The organism is Neokomagataea anthophila (assembly GCF_018122595.1).
In the GTDB taxonomy this organism is placed as follows: domain Bacteria; phylum Pseudomonadota; class Alphaproteobacteria; order Acetobacterales; family Acetobacteraceae; genus Gluconobacter; species Gluconobacter anthophilus.
Genome location: NZ_JAGRQH010000008.1, coordinates 65119 through 81192, shown reverse-complemented (window position 1 = coordinate 81192; position 16074 = coordinate 65119). Strand labels below are relative to the sequence as shown.

Annotated in this window: 14 protein-coding genes; 6 read left to right on the top strand and 8 right to left on the bottom strand. The window is 48.4% G+C overall.

Features of this window, described 5'->3' with window-relative positions; all coding sequences use genetic code 11:
- The first annotated feature begins 59 nt into the window (after positions 1–59).
- Positions 60–992: a LysR family transcriptional regulator gene (locus tag KB213_RS10260; RefSeq protein ID WP_211682824.1), complete on the top strand. Its 933-nt coding sequence runs from the start codon at positions 60–62 to the stop codon at positions 990–992.
- Between the two features lie 36 nt (positions 993–1028).
- A complete protein-coding gene (gene guaD, locus KB213_RS10255) occupies positions 1029–2339 on the top strand; it encodes a guanine deaminase (RefSeq protein ID WP_211682822.1) in 1311 nt (436 codons plus the stop codon).
- Between the two features lie 450 nt (positions 2340–2789).
- Here the strand turns inward: guaD and KB213_RS10250 are convergent, their stop codons facing one another.
- From KB213_RS10250 to KB213_RS10235, 4 genes are read right to left on the bottom strand one after another with little or no spacing between them, the layout of a single operon-like run.
- The gene (locus KB213_RS10250) at positions 2790–4376 is read right to left on the bottom strand and encodes a gamma-glutamyltransferase family protein (protein WP_249110486.1); all 1587 of its coding nucleotides are present in this window, start codon (positions 4374–4376) and stop codon (positions 2790–2792) included.
- Positions 4377–4426: 50 nt separating this feature from the next.
- Complete coding sequence (gene puuE, locus KB213_RS10245; protein WP_346266705.1) at positions 4427–5323, bottom strand: allantoinase PuuE; 897 nt, start codon at positions 5321–5323, stop codon at positions 4427–4429.
- Positions 5320–6549: a pyridoxal-phosphate-dependent aminotransferase family protein gene (locus KB213_RS10240; protein ID WP_211682818.1), complete on the bottom strand. Its 1230-nt coding sequence runs from the start codon at positions 6547–6549 to the stop codon at positions 5320–5322. Before KB213_RS10240 ends, puuE begins: the two co-directional genes overlap by 4 nt.
- Before the next feature lie 4 nt (positions 6550–6553).
- Entirely contained in the window at positions 6554–7804 is a 1251-nt protein-coding gene (locus tag KB213_RS10235; protein ID WP_211682816.1) for an allantoate amidohydrolase, read from the bottom strand.
- A gap of 644 nt (positions 7805–8448) precedes the next feature.
- On the opposite strand from KB213_RS10235, the gene hpxZ reads away from it, so the two are divergent.
- The 3 genes from hpxZ to KB213_RS10220 are packed head-to-tail and all read left to right on the top strand — an operon-like array spanning position 8449 to position 10370.
- Positions 8449–8832: an oxalurate catabolism protein HpxZ gene (gene hpxZ, locus KB213_RS10230; RefSeq protein WP_211682814.1), complete on the top strand. Its 384-nt coding sequence runs from the start codon at positions 8449–8451 to the stop codon at positions 8830–8832.
- 3 nt (positions 8833–8835) lie between these two features.
- On the top strand, positions 8836–9021 hold the full coding sequence (locus KB213_RS13015; RefSeq protein ID WP_282958328.1) for a DUF4089 domain-containing protein: 186 nt from the start codon (positions 8836–8838) through the stop codon (positions 9019–9021).
- Positions 9018–10370, top strand: a complete 1353-nt coding sequence (locus KB213_RS10220) for an AtzE family amidohydrolase (protein WP_249110485.1) — start codon at positions 9018–9020, stop codon at positions 10368–10370. Before KB213_RS13015 ends, KB213_RS10220 begins: the two co-directional genes overlap by 4 nt.
- A 63-nt stretch (positions 10371–10433) precedes the next feature.
- Here the strand turns inward: KB213_RS10220 and KB213_RS10215 are convergent, their stop codons facing one another.
- Both KB213_RS10215 and cobD read right to left on the bottom strand, forming a co-directional pair.
- Positions 10434–11792: an FAD/NAD(P)-binding protein gene (locus KB213_RS10215; RefSeq protein ID WP_211682810.1), complete on the bottom strand. Its 1359-nt coding sequence runs from the start codon at positions 11790–11792 to the stop codon at positions 10434–10436.
- Between the two features lie 183 nt (positions 11793–11975).
- A complete protein-coding gene (gene cobD, locus KB213_RS10210; protein ID WP_211682808.1) occupies positions 11976–13004 on the bottom strand; it encodes a threonine-phosphate decarboxylase CobD in 1029 nt (342 codons plus the stop codon).
- Between the two features lie 36 nt (positions 13005–13040).
- On the opposite strand from cobD, the gene cbiB reads away from it, so the two are divergent.
- Positions 13041–14036 (top strand): adenosylcobinamide-phosphate synthase CbiB, encoded by a 996-nt coding sequence (cbiB, locus tag KB213_RS10205; protein WP_211682806.1) that lies wholly within the window; start codon positions 13041–13043, stop codon positions 14034–14036.
- On the opposite strand, the gene KB213_RS10200 is transcribed toward cbiB, so the two are convergent.
- Both KB213_RS10200 and cobO read right to left on the bottom strand, forming a co-directional pair.
- A complete protein-coding gene (locus tag KB213_RS10200) occupies positions 13958–15466 on the bottom strand; it encodes a cobyric acid synthase (RefSeq protein WP_408903739.1) in 1509 nt (502 codons plus the stop codon). The two genes, cbiB and KB213_RS10200, sit on opposite strands and share 79 nt — an antisense overlap.
- A complete protein-coding gene (gene cobO, locus KB213_RS10195) occupies positions 15466–16074 on the bottom strand; it encodes a cob(I)yrinic acid a,c-diamide adenosyltransferase (RefSeq protein WP_068168304.1) in 609 nt (202 codons plus the stop codon). The genes KB213_RS10200 and cobO overlap by 1 nt, the downstream gene beginning before the upstream one ends.

Sequence of the window (16074 nt, the reverse complement as noted above, 5' to 3'; positions counted from 1 at the left end):
GATCATTCTAAGATATATCTAATTTTCGTCTTTTTCATTCTAAAAAAGAGAACACTCCTATGCCGGCATTTTCACGCTTTCTGCGCTATTTCATTGCCGTGGCACAACACCAATCCATCCGAAAAGCATCTGAAAGCCTCAGAATTTCAGCATCCGCCATTGACCGTCAAATTCTTCAAGGCGAACAAACACTCGGCACCCCCCTCTTTGAACGCCTTCCAACAGGTTTACGCCTCACAACAGCCGGCGAAATGTTACTCGATCAAGCAAAGCGCTGGACCAAAGAAATGGACAGCTTTCTTATTCAAGTTGATGATCTAAAAGGCCTACGCCGCGGCTCGGTCAATATTATGATTCCTAACGCCATGACGCGAGGGTTTATGCCGCGCCTCATTCGCAACCTACGCCTGACCCACCCCGGAATCGTCGTGAACATTCTTGTGCGTAACAGTAAAGATATTGGCCCCGCTCTAGCCCAAGGCGAAGCCGACCTTGCCATCTTATTCGACCCCGGAAACGTCCGGGACCTTGTTGTACGCTCTTATATCGAGTTTCCCTTAGGCTTTATAAGCCCCCCGGGACATCCACTCGCGCAAAAAAAGCATGTACGTTTCAGCGCCTGCATGGAACATGATATTATAGCACCAGCATTACCACTCGCATTACGCCGAAAAATTGATATATTAGAAATAGAAACAGGCATATCTATGAATGAAGTTCTATCCTCTGATAGTATCGATATGATTAAATCTATGATCTGCAAAAATTATGGTATCAGCATCATGAGTTATGCCGACGTAATGGAAGAGGTTGAAGAAAATAAAATCTCCTTCACTCACATTTCGAATGAAAAATTAACTCCCTTAACCGCAGCACTTTGTGTCGATCGCTCTCGCACTCTTTCCAGTGCTTCACGATTACTTTTAAAGAAAATTGAAATTCATTTCTTGAAACTACAAGAGACCATGCAAGAAATTATGAAAGACGTTTGATAGACTTCTCCACACCGTATAGGATTAAAAAACGACATGACCCAATACTCCGCCATTCGCGCCCCCTTTCTCTCCTTCAAAGAAAATCCCTTCACAAACGGTGACCCTTTATCAGCCATACATTACGAAGAAGATGGCCTTGTTATTATAAAAAACGGACGAATTATTTCTACATCACCATGGAGTACTGGAAAAAATGCCCTAGAAGAAAGCACCACAATTGAGAGTTATCCAAACCAGCTACTCATAGCAGGCATGGTGGATACCCATGTCCACTATCCCCAACTCCCTATGGTCGCTTCTTATGGTGAGCAACTGTTAAGCTGGCTCAATAACTATGTTTTTCCTCTAGAAGCACGCTTCTCAGACCCCGAATACGCTCGCGTCATTGCGCGCTCATTCTTATCTGAACTCCTACGAGCAGGTACGACAACGGCCGCAGTTTTCTGTACTGTACACCCAGAATCCGTAGATGCTTTTTTCACAGAATCAACCAAACTCAATACTTGTATGGTCGCCGGAAAAGTATTGATGGACCGTAACGCTCCCAAGAACCTCCGCGATACAGCTCAAACCGCTTACGATGATTCACAAGCGCTCATTCAACGCTGGCACAAGACAGGCCGTCAATTATATGCCGTTACACCGCGCTTTGCACCGACCAGCACAGAAGAGCAACTGAACACTGCAGGCGCTCTATTGGCTGAACATAGTGATGTATTCATGCATACACACTTGCTTGAAAATAAAGCCGAAATTGCATGGGTCAAAGAGCTCTTTCCTCACCGTCACTCTTATCTGGATGTGTACGATAAAGCCGGACTGTTACGCCCTCGCTCTATCCTTGCTCACACTGTCCACGCACAAGAAAAGGATTTTCAGCGCTGCCACGATACGGGATGTTCTATTGCTCATTGCCCATCTTCTAACCAATTTTTGGGATCCGGATCTTTTCCTCTCTTTCAAGCACTCAAGACAGATCGTCGGGTCAAGGTCGGCCTCGGCAGTGATATCGGTGCAGGCCCCACCCTATCACTTCTGCAAGTCTTGTCAGACAGTTATAAAGTCGCTCAAGGGTTGAATACATCCCTACACCCCATTCAGGGCCTATGGCTCGCAACAGTCGGTGGCGCAGAAGCTTTAGGGTTAGAGCACCAAATTGGGAATATTATCCCCGGCCATTTCGCTGATTTTTGTATTTTAGATCCGGCAGCTACTCCCTTAGGAAGCATACGAACTCAAAGTGCTAGTACCCTTTCTGATATACTTTTTACACTGATGATGCTGGGCGATGATCGTAGCGTCTCGGCGACCTATGTCGCTGGCAAAAAAGTCTATCAAAGATAGATAATACTCACTATGATATACATAAATACATTATTAATATTTATATACCTAATTAAAAAAAATCACCCTGATATATTTTTATCAAAAAAATTTGACGATTTTTTTATAACTCCCATAGCATCTTATTTGAATAAATTTACCTTCAAACATATAATAATTCTTTCACTAACATTTAGTGTACTTTCTTTTCTTATATACAAAAAATTTTTTGATATATTGAAAATATTTATAGCATCAACCTCAGATATGATAGTCATCACCCTTTCCTCAGGCTTAGATCTCATATCCTTTATAGATATATCGTTGATACTTTTTTGTGCCACACTATATAAATTAATAAGAATAAATTTAGGAAAAATACTTTCACTTGTAAGATATGTTCAATTTTATATAAAAATAACATTTTTATTAATCAAACAAAAAATACAAGATGATAAATAAATCCACTTCTTACCATGCAGAAACCATACCATCACTACGTGGATCCGTCGCACCTTCAATTACTCCATTATGGTGTCTTACTAGTGCACCAGCATGCCCCATAATCCCTGATCGGGCAGATAGCCGCTCCACATCATGACCACGCTGACATAACTCAGTAAATACATTTTCAGAAAAACCCAGCTCTATCTTCAAAGATGTACTTTCCTGCCCCCAAGTCCGGCCCAATAACCAGCGCGGCCGAGAAACAGCTTCTTGCAAAGGCACACCATACTGAACATATCGACTAAAAATTACAGCCTGTGTTTGCGGCTGCCCCTCCCCTCCCATAGTACCATACACCATAATCCGGCCATCATTCAGCCGCGCGGCTGCAGGGTTAAGTGTATGAAATGGCTTACGCCCTGGCATAAGGGCATTCCACCCCTTCTCGACCAAACGAAAAGAAGTCCCTCGATTTTGCCAAATTAAACCTGTTTGCGGCAGCAAAACTCCTGAACCGAACTCAAAGTAAACACTCTGAATAAGGCTCACAGATACACCGTTATGATCGACAGCCCCCATCCACGTCGTATCCCCCCATTGAGTATCTTCGTTCCATGGGAGCGCGACTTTCGAATCAATTTTTTGAGCCCAGTCATCAAGCACAGTAGGATTTCGCAATACAGATTGTGAATGCTGAACGGCCCCCTCCTGACCATCCACATATTTATTTCTATATTGAAATGATTTTTTAGTCGCCTCTACCAACCCATGAATAAAATCAACACTATCAACGGCCTCACATAACGGCAAACGATCCTGCAAAGCTAAAATCAGTAATGAGGCTACCCCCTGAGATGGTGGAGCAGTGTTAAAAATACGACCATAGGAATTTTCAACAGATAAAGGTGCCTTCAGTTCTGCAGTATACCCCGCCCCATCAATATACCTCATGGGACTTCCAACCGCTTCCAAATCATCTGCTATCATTCGGGCTAAGTCTCCATCATAAAAGGAGTTTAAGCCATCACGCGCTAAAATTTTTAGAGTTTTTGCCAAGCCCGGCATTGTCTGAATGCTTCCAGCCTTCAACGGGATGCCTTTAGGATAAAATTGCTCTGAAAATGCCTTATTATCGGTCAACTCAGCCTGTTTTTCTTTCAAAAGAGCCGCTTCACTCTCTGTAACAATCCGACCACGCTCAGCATAATAAATCGCATCGCGTAATAAACGCTCCAAAGGCAAATTAGGCTGCTGCTCTGCACTGATATGCAGAGCCTTTTCCCATCCCGCTACCGTGCCTGCCACTGTATTCGCAGCCAAACCACCACGCCACGGAATCTGCTCATGCCCCGCATAAAACGCAGCGTCAGCGGCCTGCGCTAAAGCACCGCACGCCTCAATGGCAATATTACGCCCATCGGGCCATAAAATGAGCCAGAACGCATCCCCCCCTAATCCAGTCATATGAGGATACACCGCAGATAACGTTGCAGCCATAGCAACCGCGGCCTCAATCGCAGTGCCCCCATCTTTCAAAACACCCAATCCCGCCTGACTGGCTAAATGATGCGGTGCAGTCACCATCCCACGACAGGAAGACAGGGTTTGCATAATTCAATGCTTTCTATGGGATAGAGTATAGTCTGATGCCCTAAGGCATCTTAACGAGCTGGAAAATGTGTCAACCAATGCTGAGCAATATCAAGGCGCGTAGCAATCCACACATCTTCATGCCTCTGCACATGCTCAATAAACTTCGCTAGAGCACGAGCACGCGCAGGTTTCCCAGCCAGACGACAATGCAGCCCAACCGACATCATACGCCCACCTTCTGCGTAAAGCTGATCAAAATTATCACGAAGATAATGGAAGAACTGCTCTCCTTCGGTAAAACCATTGAGTGCGGCAAACTTCATATCATTAACATCAAGCGTATAAGGAACGATCAACTGCGCTGCGCCATTAATGTCACGATAATATGGCAAATCATCAGCATAAGAGTCCGCATCATAAATAAACGGCCCCTCTTCCATGGCCAAACGCGCTGTCTGCGGACTGGTACGACCTTGATACCACCCTTGCGGGCGTGACCCTGTTACCTGCTCATGCAACGCAATCGCTTCACGGATATGTGCACGTTCTATGTCTTCCGGAATATGCTGGTAATCAATCCAACGCAAACCATGACTTGCAATCTCCCAGCGAGCCTCTTTCATAGCTGCCACAACATCGGGATTACGTGCCAAAGCAAGCGCCACACCAAATACAGTTACCGGAAATCCCGCTTGCTGAAACAGCCTATACAAGCGCCAAAACCCCGCCCGCGCGCCGTATTCATATAAACTTTCCATCTGCATGCAGCGCTCGCCCATAATAGGCTTGGTGCCTACCATTTCTGACAAAAACGCCTCAGACCCCGCATCTCCATGCAGGACACTGTTTTCAGCACCCTCTTCGTAATTCACAACAAATTGCAGCGCTATACGCGCACCATTCGGCCATTTTGGATCTGGTAACGTTGCCCCATACCCAATCATATCACGCGGATAGACACTCACGAATAGGCCTCCCATGCAGCACGCGCGGCATCGATACCAGCGCCCCTCACAACCTTTACGCCCTCGCTCGCCAGAACAGATTCCAACGCAGCTAACGTCAATAAAATCTTATGCTTCGCCGCATTCACACCCATGGCACCAATACGCCAAATTTTTCCAGTAAGTGGCCCAAATGACGATACTATTTCAATTTCAAATTCAGTCCGCAACAACGAACGCACCCGATTGGGATCACATCCTTCCGGCACCCACACGCCAGTCACGTTACTCATACGAATACGATCATCGCCATACACCTTTAAGCCCATAGCCCGAATACCTGCGACCACAGCTGCCCCAGCGCGTGCATGACGCATAAATCGCGCATCCATACCTTCTTCTAGCGCAATCTGCGCGGCCTCCCGAGCGGCATATAGCATACTGGTTGCTTCCGTATGGTGATTGATACGCTCAGCAGACCAATAATTTATAATCATCGCTAGATCGAAATAATTTGATCGAATGACCGGCCCCTCTCCTTGAGGCGCAGCACTACGGATACCCGCTTCATCATGCCTACGCGCCATAATCACTTCAACAGCACGCTCTGACATGGTAATGGGTGCGCTACCGGGAGGGCCTCCCAAACACTTCTGCAAACCACCCGTTGCGATATCAATCCCCCAAGCATCAACCTCTAAAGGCATACCTCCCAGGGTCGCCGTCGCATCAACATAGAACAGAATATTATGCTTACGACACAAAGCGCCAATTTCAGCCAAAGGCTGCGCCGTTGTAGTTGATGTATCGCCATGAACACTCACCAGTAATTCTGGCCTATACCGTTCAATCGCCTCTTTAACCGCTTCCGTAGAAACAACCTCTCCCCACGAAACATCAACAGGGCAGACGACCCCACCCACACGTTCAATAATTTCCGTTAATAAAAGGCCAAAGCGCCCAATCCGCAGCACTAAAACCTTCATACCTGGCGTTACCAAAGACACTAGCGCTGCCTCAATGGCGGCCCGGGCCGTGCCATCAATTAACAATGTATGACGGTTTCGTGTACGAAATACCTGCCTATACAGCTCAGCTGTTTCGTCCATACATGCCGTCATTTCTGGGTCCATCTGCCCGATAACATCACATGCCATCGCACGCAAAACACGTGGATGCACATTGCACGGACCGGCCCCCATCAAAAGACGCTGAGGCATATCAAGAACAGGAAAGATCGGTGGCATAGCGTTAATTCTTCTGACTGAGTTTTAAACGTTCAAGAAAACCTAGAAGGGTCCGATGAGCTGCATCAACATCGTCTTCTAATACCGTTTCATCTGGATGATGGCTGATCCCACCGGGGCTACGTATAAACAACATAACCGTTGGCCAGCGCCGTGCCATCACCATCGCATCGTGACCGGCGCCACTCACCAAGGCCATATCACTACCTCCCTCAGCACAAGCGGCCTGCTGCATCAGCTCTACCAAGGAAGGATCACACTCCGCCCCCTCAAGATCTTGCTGCCACACACATGATAACGTTACACCACGGCGCTGCGCCAAAGCATGAAATTCGGCTTCTATGTCTTGAATAGCAGCATCCCGCAAATCTCTTCCCCCTGACCGAACATCCAAGGAAAAATCCACATGATCTGCAACAACATTACTGCCACCGGGAGAAACATTTAAACGCCCAACCGTACCGACAAGCCCCCCCTCTGCACCACCAGAGAACTCCGACACAATACGTTCAACACTCAGCACCGCTTCCGCAGCAGCAGCCAGAGCATCTCGACGCATAGCCATTGGCAACGTACCGGCATGACCAGCCTGCCCCTTAATCGTGACCGTACCACGGCGCTGCGCTGCGATAGAACGTACAGCAGCCAGTGGACGTTCTATCGCCTCCAAAACAGGGCCTTGCTCAATATGAGCTTCGACAAATGCTATAATATCTTCTTCAGAGCGACCCGCTTTTAATAGATCAGTACAGAACAGACCACGAGCCTGCATTGTCTCCGCAACACTACCACTAGGGCCTCTCAAATCCCAATCTTCCGGCTTCACTTCACCACTCACCGCACGGGACGTGATCATGGAGACAGGAAATGCCGATCCCTCTTCATCACCAAATGCAATAATTTCGATGGCAAAAGGATATCGTTTATCCGCCTGAAAAAGCTGCTCCACAACCGAAATTGCTAATACGACACCTAACAACCCGTCAAAACAACCACCATTCGCAACAGAATCAATATGCGAACCCAATAAGACCGCTGCCCGCCCCGGTACACATGCTTCATAACGCCCTATAAGGTTACCAGCGGCATCATACCGTACATGCATACCTGCCGCTGTCATCCACTCAGAAAGCGTCTTTTGCGCAGCAAAAAAAGCGTCAGATAACCATGGACGGAAAAGGCCATTCTGCGTTTCAGAATAAACTCCACCACCGAATGCACGACAGCGATCAACAATTTTTTTGCCAGTTACCATTCCATCACTCAATACACAGAAATGATAAAATATTCGGGTGAATACACCCACTTATGCTCACCTCTTGGAAGCGCTTTCAGCAGCAACATGAACCCTCTCAAAACACAAAAAACGCCCGACAAAAAACAAGAAGTGATTAATAATATAGAGCTATCACACAGTAAGCTCATTCTTAGATATATCTAATTTTAGCCTGATCCGTTCCAGAAATTAGAACACCATAATTACCGCAGCAATAGCGCCCCTCAATCATCCCATAACCAGCCTTTGAGAAACAGGTCATTTTTTGACGTTCAAAAACGTGCTTTAACATAGAGAATAAAATAAAATTCATTCACATGGTAATTGAAATTCCTCTCGATTTTATCGAAATAATATTTATTTAAATAAATACATTATGATAAATAAAATATATAATTACAGTTTATCTATTTACATCTTACCCCTCCCAAATTAAATTAGAAATGTACTATATAAATTTAAATCATAGACGAAAATATAATTACAACTTGGAATTCATCCGGATTTTCAGGTATCCTTAAATGCATAAATGAGTGCACCCTCGTGCATTCTTTCACATAGCACTCACCAACATCACAGACTAAGCTTCCTGCATTAAAGATGAAAATAGCAGGACATTATCAATGCCTCTGGACGATCCAACTCTCATCCAGCATATCGCGGCTCTTTCAGATCAATACGAAAAAGCATTAAACGACAATGACCTCACCACGCTTGATGCTCTTTTCTACGATAGCGAAGAAACATTGCGCTATGGAGTAGGTGAAAACCTTTACGGAATCACAGCTATCCGCAATTTCCGGTCAGTACGCTCAGGCGGTTCACCACCCCGCCACATTGTCAGGCGCACCATAACGGTCCTGTCACCCGATGCCGCAATCGTAAATTTAGAATTTCAACGTACCCACGAAACCCGCATCGGCCGCCAAAGCCAGACATGGATCAACACTCCACAAGGCTGGAAAATTATAGCCGCTCATGTTTCACTCATGTTGGACAAATCATAAGCTATGAATATTCATCAAAAAAACCTCACCCTTTTCTTTCAAAATATCGGTTTAAACGTCTCAGAACAGTACCATGGAGGGGTTATGACCAATCTTGTCGTTCTCAGCTCCTATGCCGACATGATTGACCAATTCCCCTTATCTGATCGTGAAGAAATTGCAGCAGAATACGAGCCGAATAACCCATGAACCAAGCTCCTAAAATGCTACCCTGCCTCAGCCATGACATCCCACAACGTATCCGCAATCGAACCCTCTCCGCGGTTACCCTAACGAAGCACGTACTGGCGGACATCACTCAACGAGATCACCTCTACAACACAACAACACGCCTCCTCACACAACGCGCCATAAAAAGCGCTGAAAAAATCGATTATGCCGTCAGAAATAACATCGATCCAGGCCCGCTTGCCGGTATACCTTTTGGCATCAAAGACCTCTTTGACGTCAGAGGCGAAATTACTACCGCAGGCTCAAAAATTTTAGCCAATACCCCTACAGCGTCCCATGACGCTATCCTCGTCCAACGCCTCATCCAAGCAGGAGCTATTCCCGTAGCCCTCACCAACATGGATGAGTTCGCTTACGGGTTTGCCACAGATAACGCACATCACGGACCAACCTATAACCCTCATGATACACAACGCCTCGCCGGAGGGTCTTCTGGTGGGTCCGCAGCTGGCATTGCCGCACGGTTTTTCGGTCTTAGCCTCGGTTCCGATACCAATGGCTCCATCCGGGTTCCAGCCTCATTATGCGGCGTTTGGGGGTTACGTGCCACTCAAGGTCGCCTCCCCACACAAGGCAGTTACCCCTTTGTCAAAAGCCTTGACACCGTAGGCCCTTTTGCCGACAGCGCCACAAGTTTAACACTCTGCTTCGAAGCTCTCAGTGCCGAGAAACTTCCTCTAGTCGATCACACATCTTTAAAAATTGCACGCTTGGGAGGGTGGTTTGCAAACAACATGTCACCTCGTATGGAAAGCGCGTTTAACACCCTTGCACATAAAATAAACGCTACCGAAACAGTCCATATACCAGAAGTCGCACGTGCCCGTGCCGCTGCCTTCCTCATTAGCGCTTCCGAAGGCGCTGAACTGCATCTTCACCACTTACAGCACCAAACAGATGACTTTGATCCCGCTGTGCGTGACCGGCTTTTAGCTGGTGCCCTTATTCCAGCCCCAACACTTGTAAAAGCACACCGTTTCCGTAACTGGTTCCGCCGCGCCATGCATACAGCTTTCGCTCAAACAGATATTTTGATAGCACCTGCCGTCGTCGGCGAAGCGCCGCGCTTTGATCAACCTCTCATTGAAGTCAATGGAGAAATGGTCTCCGCACGGGCCAATCTTGGTTTATACACCCAGCCTCTCACCCTCGCAGGATTCCCGGTTTTAACACTCCCCATGCCGTGCGATGGCTTACCTCTCAGCGCACAACTTATCGCTAAACCAGGACGCGAAGACCAACTTCTTGCCTTAGGCAAGGCCCTTGAACACTCTGGAGCGGCACAAGCCCGCTTACTGCAAGCTTAAAAAATTTTGGGAAACTTTATTAAATAATAAGTTTCCCAATACAAAAAAAAGGAAAAACTGACCTCAGCTCTTCAAGACTGCAAGTGCAACTGATTCTGCATAAGTCGTAATCTCAGGAAAGCCCATAAGTTCACCAAATGTCGCACGGGATAATGGCCCCGCTATAAACAATGTATCGCTTACTCCCCGTACTCCAACCGCCCGATGATCTTGCCGTGTATGTAACCCTAACCCCACCGGATCAGCCTCAACCCACCCATCTTCAGAGAGGCGCGCCAAATAGCTCTTTGTTCTCAAAATACCTGCATGATTAGGGCCCACAGCATTGATCAACCACTGAACAGACCGTGTTTCCACCCCCATGCCACGCCGCCTCATATGCAGAATTATTTCTTCATACTCAGCCTCAACGCCCTGCAAACGGGCAGCTTCAATACATACTTGGCCACGCTTGATACCAGCCTCCAATACGCTCTCTAACTGCGGCGCAATCCGAAAACGGTGAATATCCCAAAATACGCGTAAATGCCGGACAAAACGCCTCTTCTCATCCAACGGCAATGCTTGCCACAATGAGCGACCTTGCATTTTTAATGCATCAAAAACTGCCTGCCACGGCAAACCCTGCCTGCCACTTTCCTCGACGGAACCGCGTACCCTTTGCAACAAGGCAAGAGCCGTGCGTGGAAGATTATTTGTAAAATTTTCTCCCCAAGCACCTCGCGCCAGCCCTTCAGCGTGCCCACCTGAGCGCATACCACGCCGCGAGAAAGCTAGAACAGAACCAAGGTGACCTTGTGCAGACAAAGACGCCACACAATCCGCCATCGTTAATCCTGTCCCAATAATGGCTACACTATCATAAGGTGCAATCGCTGCTAATGCACTCTCAGCCCATGGATTAGCGATAATACGCGCATGGTCCTTTACACTCACTAATTGCGGCAATAATTGCGGAGGAGGATGCGATGTCGCCAACACAACCCGCGCGGCCCGAACCTCACCTCGCCCATCTGCCAGCTCAGCAACCCATGTCAATTCTTCACGCCGTAAACGCTCCACCGATGCACGGCAATGAACAATAGTCCCAGCGTCTTGGTAAGGCTTTAAACGTGCTGCCAAATACAGCGCAAACTGTGCCCGCGCTGGATAAACATCACCATTAGGTCGCCGCGCATCAGCATCGTTCAACACCTGCTCCGCCAACCATGTTGAAAAATCATCTGGCTGGGCGGCATGAATAGTCATACGTGATGCTGGAACATTAATACGGTGGGAGGCATCTAATGTGCCATAAGCCTGTCCAGCTCCCAAGGCAGCGCGCGGCTCTATCACCACAATGCGCTCCCCAGCCCCTGCCATACGTAACCGCGCCAAATGCCACGCGGTAATGGACCCACTCGCACCGCCGCCAATAATCATTACATCAACAGGATGTAATACTCAAAACAAAACCTCCCCAACATCAGAAAAATACTCAATTATCCCAAAAGAAATTGTCAATAATTTCGATATATTGTTCATATCCATACACTCATCGTACTCAATATTTTATATTTAAAAATCTATAATGACTAGTGGATTTACACAATGAAAATCATCATATCATAACCTAGAATTCCATTGCTTTAATGCCTTCTCAAGCCTTTTCCAACCCGCCTCCTCAGCAGGCAGTCCAAACCGCAACACATCATCCCGCCCGTCAAAACGCCGCGTGACAACCCCGTTCTCACATAAAAAATGCCACAAACACTGCGCCTGATCATGCCGTGCCAACCGAAATAACGGTGCTTGCCCTATAACCTCCATCCCATACTGCTCCAACATGACCGATAAACGCCGCGTATCCACCCAAGCACGCTCTCGTGCCTGTTGATACCAACCAACATCGCTTAACGCAGCACAGCCAACCTCCAGCGCGTCCACACTCACAGCCCATTCCCCTAGAATACCGCGTAAACGCGTTATTTCTGACCGACTGCCTAAAGCAAACCCCAAACGCACACCGGGCAAGCCATATGTCTTGCCAAATGACCTCAACACCACCAGTCCTTCATGCGGCAAAAGAGACGCTACCGTTTCATCGCAAAAATCTGCAAATGCCTCATCAACAATTAAGACCCCACCGGCTTCCGCGCACAGATCGGCCCACCGCGCCAAACGTGCTTTTGATACCAGTCGTCCATCCGGATTATTCGGGTTCACCACCACGACAGCACCACCACACCGCATTGCCGCCTCACATGCCGCCGAGGTCTCAACATGCTGCACAACATACCCGGCACGCTGCCATGCACGCTCGTGCCCAGAATAGGTCGGCCCCCAGATCGTAATGCTTCGTACCGACAGAACGAGGGGCAAAAGATTAATGAGGATCTGCGTTCCCGGCCCAGCGACCACATACGCACTATCCGCCACTCCATAGGCCGTTGCTGCCACCTGCATCACGGCATATTCTTCATGCGGTTGCGGCAAAGCGCGTAATTTCATCGCATCGGGGATAAAGGGATAAGCAAAGGGGCTAATCCCGGTTGATAAATCAAGATAAGGCTGCGGCGCATCAGGAAACTGTTCCATAATACGGCGGATCTGCCCGCCATGTACCGGGAACATTGTTTCACCGTCTCTCTTCATGCTATCGCCCACTCTGCTTCTGTTCGGACCTGTATCATGCCTCTTTTTCGTCTTCGTACCAGCGTCCACCTCACAACAACTGCCTGCATTTTTGAACGCATCTTTGGATACCCGAACTGTATTTTTAACGTTATCGGCCACCCGGTAACATGGATCGGTGCTCTCATCACACAACTTGAACGAAAACTTAATCAGGAACGTTTTTCAACGCGTACGCAGCAACGTAATGGCATTATCGCCAGCGCTACCCTTACAACTCTGCCCACACTTGTCAGTATGATACTTCCACAACGAGGCCCCATAGCAAGTATTCTTCTATCGACACTCTCGGCACAAAAATCGCTGTATCAACACGTACGCGCTGTCCATGATGGCCTCGCACAACATGGCCTGCCCGGCGGGCGCAAAGCTGTCTCTCTCATCGTCGGCCGGGACCCTGAAACCCTTAATGAGCCCGCCATTATCCGCGCAGCTATTGAAAGCTTGGCAGAAAACTTTTCTGATGGCGTCGTCGCTCCACTCTTTTGGTCATCTCTCTTTGGTCTGCCCGGCGGCGTTGCCTATAAAGCGATTAATACGGCCGATAGTATGATCGGCCACCGCTCGCCCCGTTATAAATTCTTTGGATGGGCCAGCGCTCGCCTTGATGATTACGTCAACCTCCCCGCATCCCGCCTCTCCGCGTTATGGATTATCTTAGCAGCCTCTACACTTCCTTCCGCTAGTGCTCGGCACGCATGGCAAGCCGTCAGGCGCGATGCTCATAAACACCGCTCCCCTAATGCCGGATGGCCAGAAGCCGCCATGGCTGGTGCCTTAGGGCTACGCCTCGCAGGACCACGTATTTACAGCGGAGAACGTGTTGAGGATGACTGGATGGGCAATGGGCGCTCTAACGCAACCTTACAAGACCTCAGTGCAGCCCTAAAACTCTATAACAGAGCATGCTTATGTCAGGCGCTTGTACTCACATTCCTATCATACATCGTAAGAGGCCGTGCTAGACGTAACAACGCATCAACATCAACATGACGTTCGATGTGATCAGCCCACGCATCTAATGCCTTTTCTACGCGCTCAGAATGATCCATCACCTGCAAATTATAAACACCGATACGCCCTAAAAGCGCACGGCACAAAGCTCCCTGTTCGAACAGACCATGCAGATAGGTACCCCATATACGCCCGGTCATATCCATAGCCCCATCATCATGCGTTTCAAGGCGAGCAAATGGACGAGCACAATCAGGACCATCCGTCACGCCCATATGCATTTCATAACCCCGTATAGGCACATCACTCTCTGCCAACACGCCATGAACAGCACATAAAACCTTCTGAGCCGATAACTCTGTCTGCACATGCAGCAGCCCCAGCCCCTCAACCGTTTGTTTCTTACCCTCAAAACCTAAAGGATCAGACAAAGACATACCCAGCATTTGATACCCACCACAAATACCAAGAACATACCCGCCCCTGCGCACATGAGCCTGAAGATCAATATCCCAGCCTTGCGCCTTAAAAACCTCCATATCCGCAATCGTCGCTTTAGAGCCCGGTAAAAGAATTAAATCACACACAGGCAGAGGGCGGCCCGGCGGGACCATCTCTAACCGAACCCCTTCCATCGCTTTTAATGGGTCTAAATCATCAAAATTCGCAATCATCGGCAAATACGGCACAACAATATGCACCCCCCTCCCGCCAGAACGCTGATGCTCCATCACATCAGCCGCATCCTCCGCCGGGAAATGCCCTACCTGCTCACTATATGGAAGAAGCCCTAACGCTTCCCACCCCGTATGCTGCGCAATCGTCACCATCCCTTCATCAAATAAAGATGGATCCCCACGCATACGATTAACAATAAACCCCTTAATCCGCTCCGCATCAGGCTTAGGCAGAACAACCTTCGTCCCCACAAGGCTGGCTATGACGCCACCACGGTCAATATCCCCAATCAGAACAACTGGCGCACCACTTGCCTCAGCAAATCCCATATTGGCGATGTCATTCTCACGTAAATTAACTTCAGAGGCAGACCCCGCCCCCTCAATCAACACAATATCCGCATCGGACGCTAACCGCTCAAAAGCACCTAAAACATCCGGCAAGAGCGTTTTCTTAACGTCCTGATACGTACGTGCTTTCACATTACCCCGTGCCCGCCCACAGACGACCAACTGTGAACCAACCATACTTTGAGGCTTAAGCAAAACAGGATTCATATCGACACTGGGCATTACCCCGCATGCCTGCGCTTGAAGAGCCTGCGCCCGACCAATCTCACCACCATCAGCCGTAACAGCAGCATTATTCGACATGTTTTGCGGCTTGAAAGGCCTCACACGTAGACCCCGCCGTACTAATGCACGCGCAAGCCCTGCCACAAACACAGATTTTCCAACGCTCGACCCCGTGCCTTGAAACATCAATGCCCGGCAAGGCTTCTTACCTGTCATCAGAACTCAAATCCCGGCTGGGCTTTAAAGCCCGCAGCGAAATGATGCTTGACCGCCCCCATTTCCGTCACCAAATCCGCAGCTTCAATAATGGCAGGCTTCGCATTACGTCCTGTCAACACAACATGCTGTTTCTCAGGCCGAGCGAGCACATCCGTCAACACACGCTCTACCGGAAGGTAGTCATAACGTAGAGCGATATTGACTTCATCCAACACAACAAGCGCCACATCTTCACGCTGCAATGCTTCACGCGCTACATCCCAAGCACGTTCAGCCGCCGCAACATCACGCGCCTTATCCTGCGTATCCCAAGTGAAGCCTTCACCCATGACATGCCATTCCAGCAGGTCCTCAAAGCGTGAAAGAGCAAGGTTCTCTCCGGTCTCCCACGCACCTTTGATAAATTGTACAACAACAACACGCTTACCGCGCCCCAACATCCGCAAAGCCAAACCAAAAGCCGCCGTAGATTTCCCTTTTCCGGGGCCGGTATGCACAGCAAACACCCCACGCTCTATGGTCTTAGATGCAACTTCAGCATCCTGAACCTCTTTGCGCTTACGCATTTTCTCCGTATGGCGCCCGGCCTCTGTCTCATTACTCAT

What these genes read in the sequence shown, in the direction of transcription:
- KB213_RS10200 (WP_408903739.1), bottom strand. Translation starts at nt 15,466, where the DNA reads ATGACAGGTAAGAAGCCTTGCCGGGCATTGATGTTTCAAGGCACGGGG.
- guaD (WP_211682822.1), top strand. Translation starts at nt 1,029, where the DNA reads ATGACCCAATACTCCGCCATTCGCGCCCCCTTTCTCTCCTTCAAAGAA.
- KB213_RS10235 (WP_211682816.1), bottom strand. Translation starts at nt 7,804, where the DNA reads ATGGTAACTGGCAAAAAAATTGTTGATCGCTGTCGTGCATTCGGTGGT.
- cobO (WP_068168304.1), bottom strand. Translation starts at nt 16,074, where the DNA reads ATGAGTAATGAGACAGAGGCCGGGCGCCATACGGAGAAAATGCGTAAG.
- KB213_RS13015 (WP_282958328.1), top strand. Translation starts at nt 8,836, where the DNA reads ATGAATATTCATCAAAAAAACCTCACCCTTTTCTTTCAAAATATCGGT.
- KB213_RS10260 (WP_211682824.1), top strand. Translation starts at nt 60, where the DNA reads ATGCCGGCATTTTCACGCTTTCTGCGCTATTTCATTGCCGTGGCACAA.
- cobD (WP_211682808.1), bottom strand. Translation starts at nt 13,004, where the DNA reads ATGAAGAGAGACGGTGAAACAATGTTCCCGGTACATGGCGGGCAGATC.
- KB213_RS10220 (WP_249110485.1), top strand. Translation starts at nt 9,018, where the DNA reads ATGAACCAAGCTCCTAAAATGCTACCCTGCCTCAGCCATGACATCCCA.
- KB213_RS10240 (WP_211682818.1), bottom strand. Translation starts at nt 6,549, where the DNA reads ATGCCACCGATCTTTCCTGTTCTTGATATGCCTCAGCGTCTTTTGATG.
- KB213_RS10250 (WP_249110486.1), bottom strand. Translation starts at nt 4,376, where the DNA reads ATGCAAACCCTGTCTTCCTGTCGTGGGATGGTGACTGCACCGCATCAT.
- cbiB (WP_211682806.1), top strand. Translation starts at nt 13,041, where the DNA reads ATGCCTCTTTTTCGTCTTCGTACCAGCGTCCACCTCACAACAACTGCC.
- hpxZ (WP_211682814.1), top strand. Translation starts at nt 8,449, where the DNA reads ATGCCTCTGGACGATCCAACTCTCATCCAGCATATCGCGGCTCTTTCA.
- KB213_RS10215 (WP_211682810.1), bottom strand. Translation starts at nt 11,792, where the DNA reads ATGATTATTGGCGGCGGTGCGAGTGGGTCCATTACCGCGTGGCATTTG.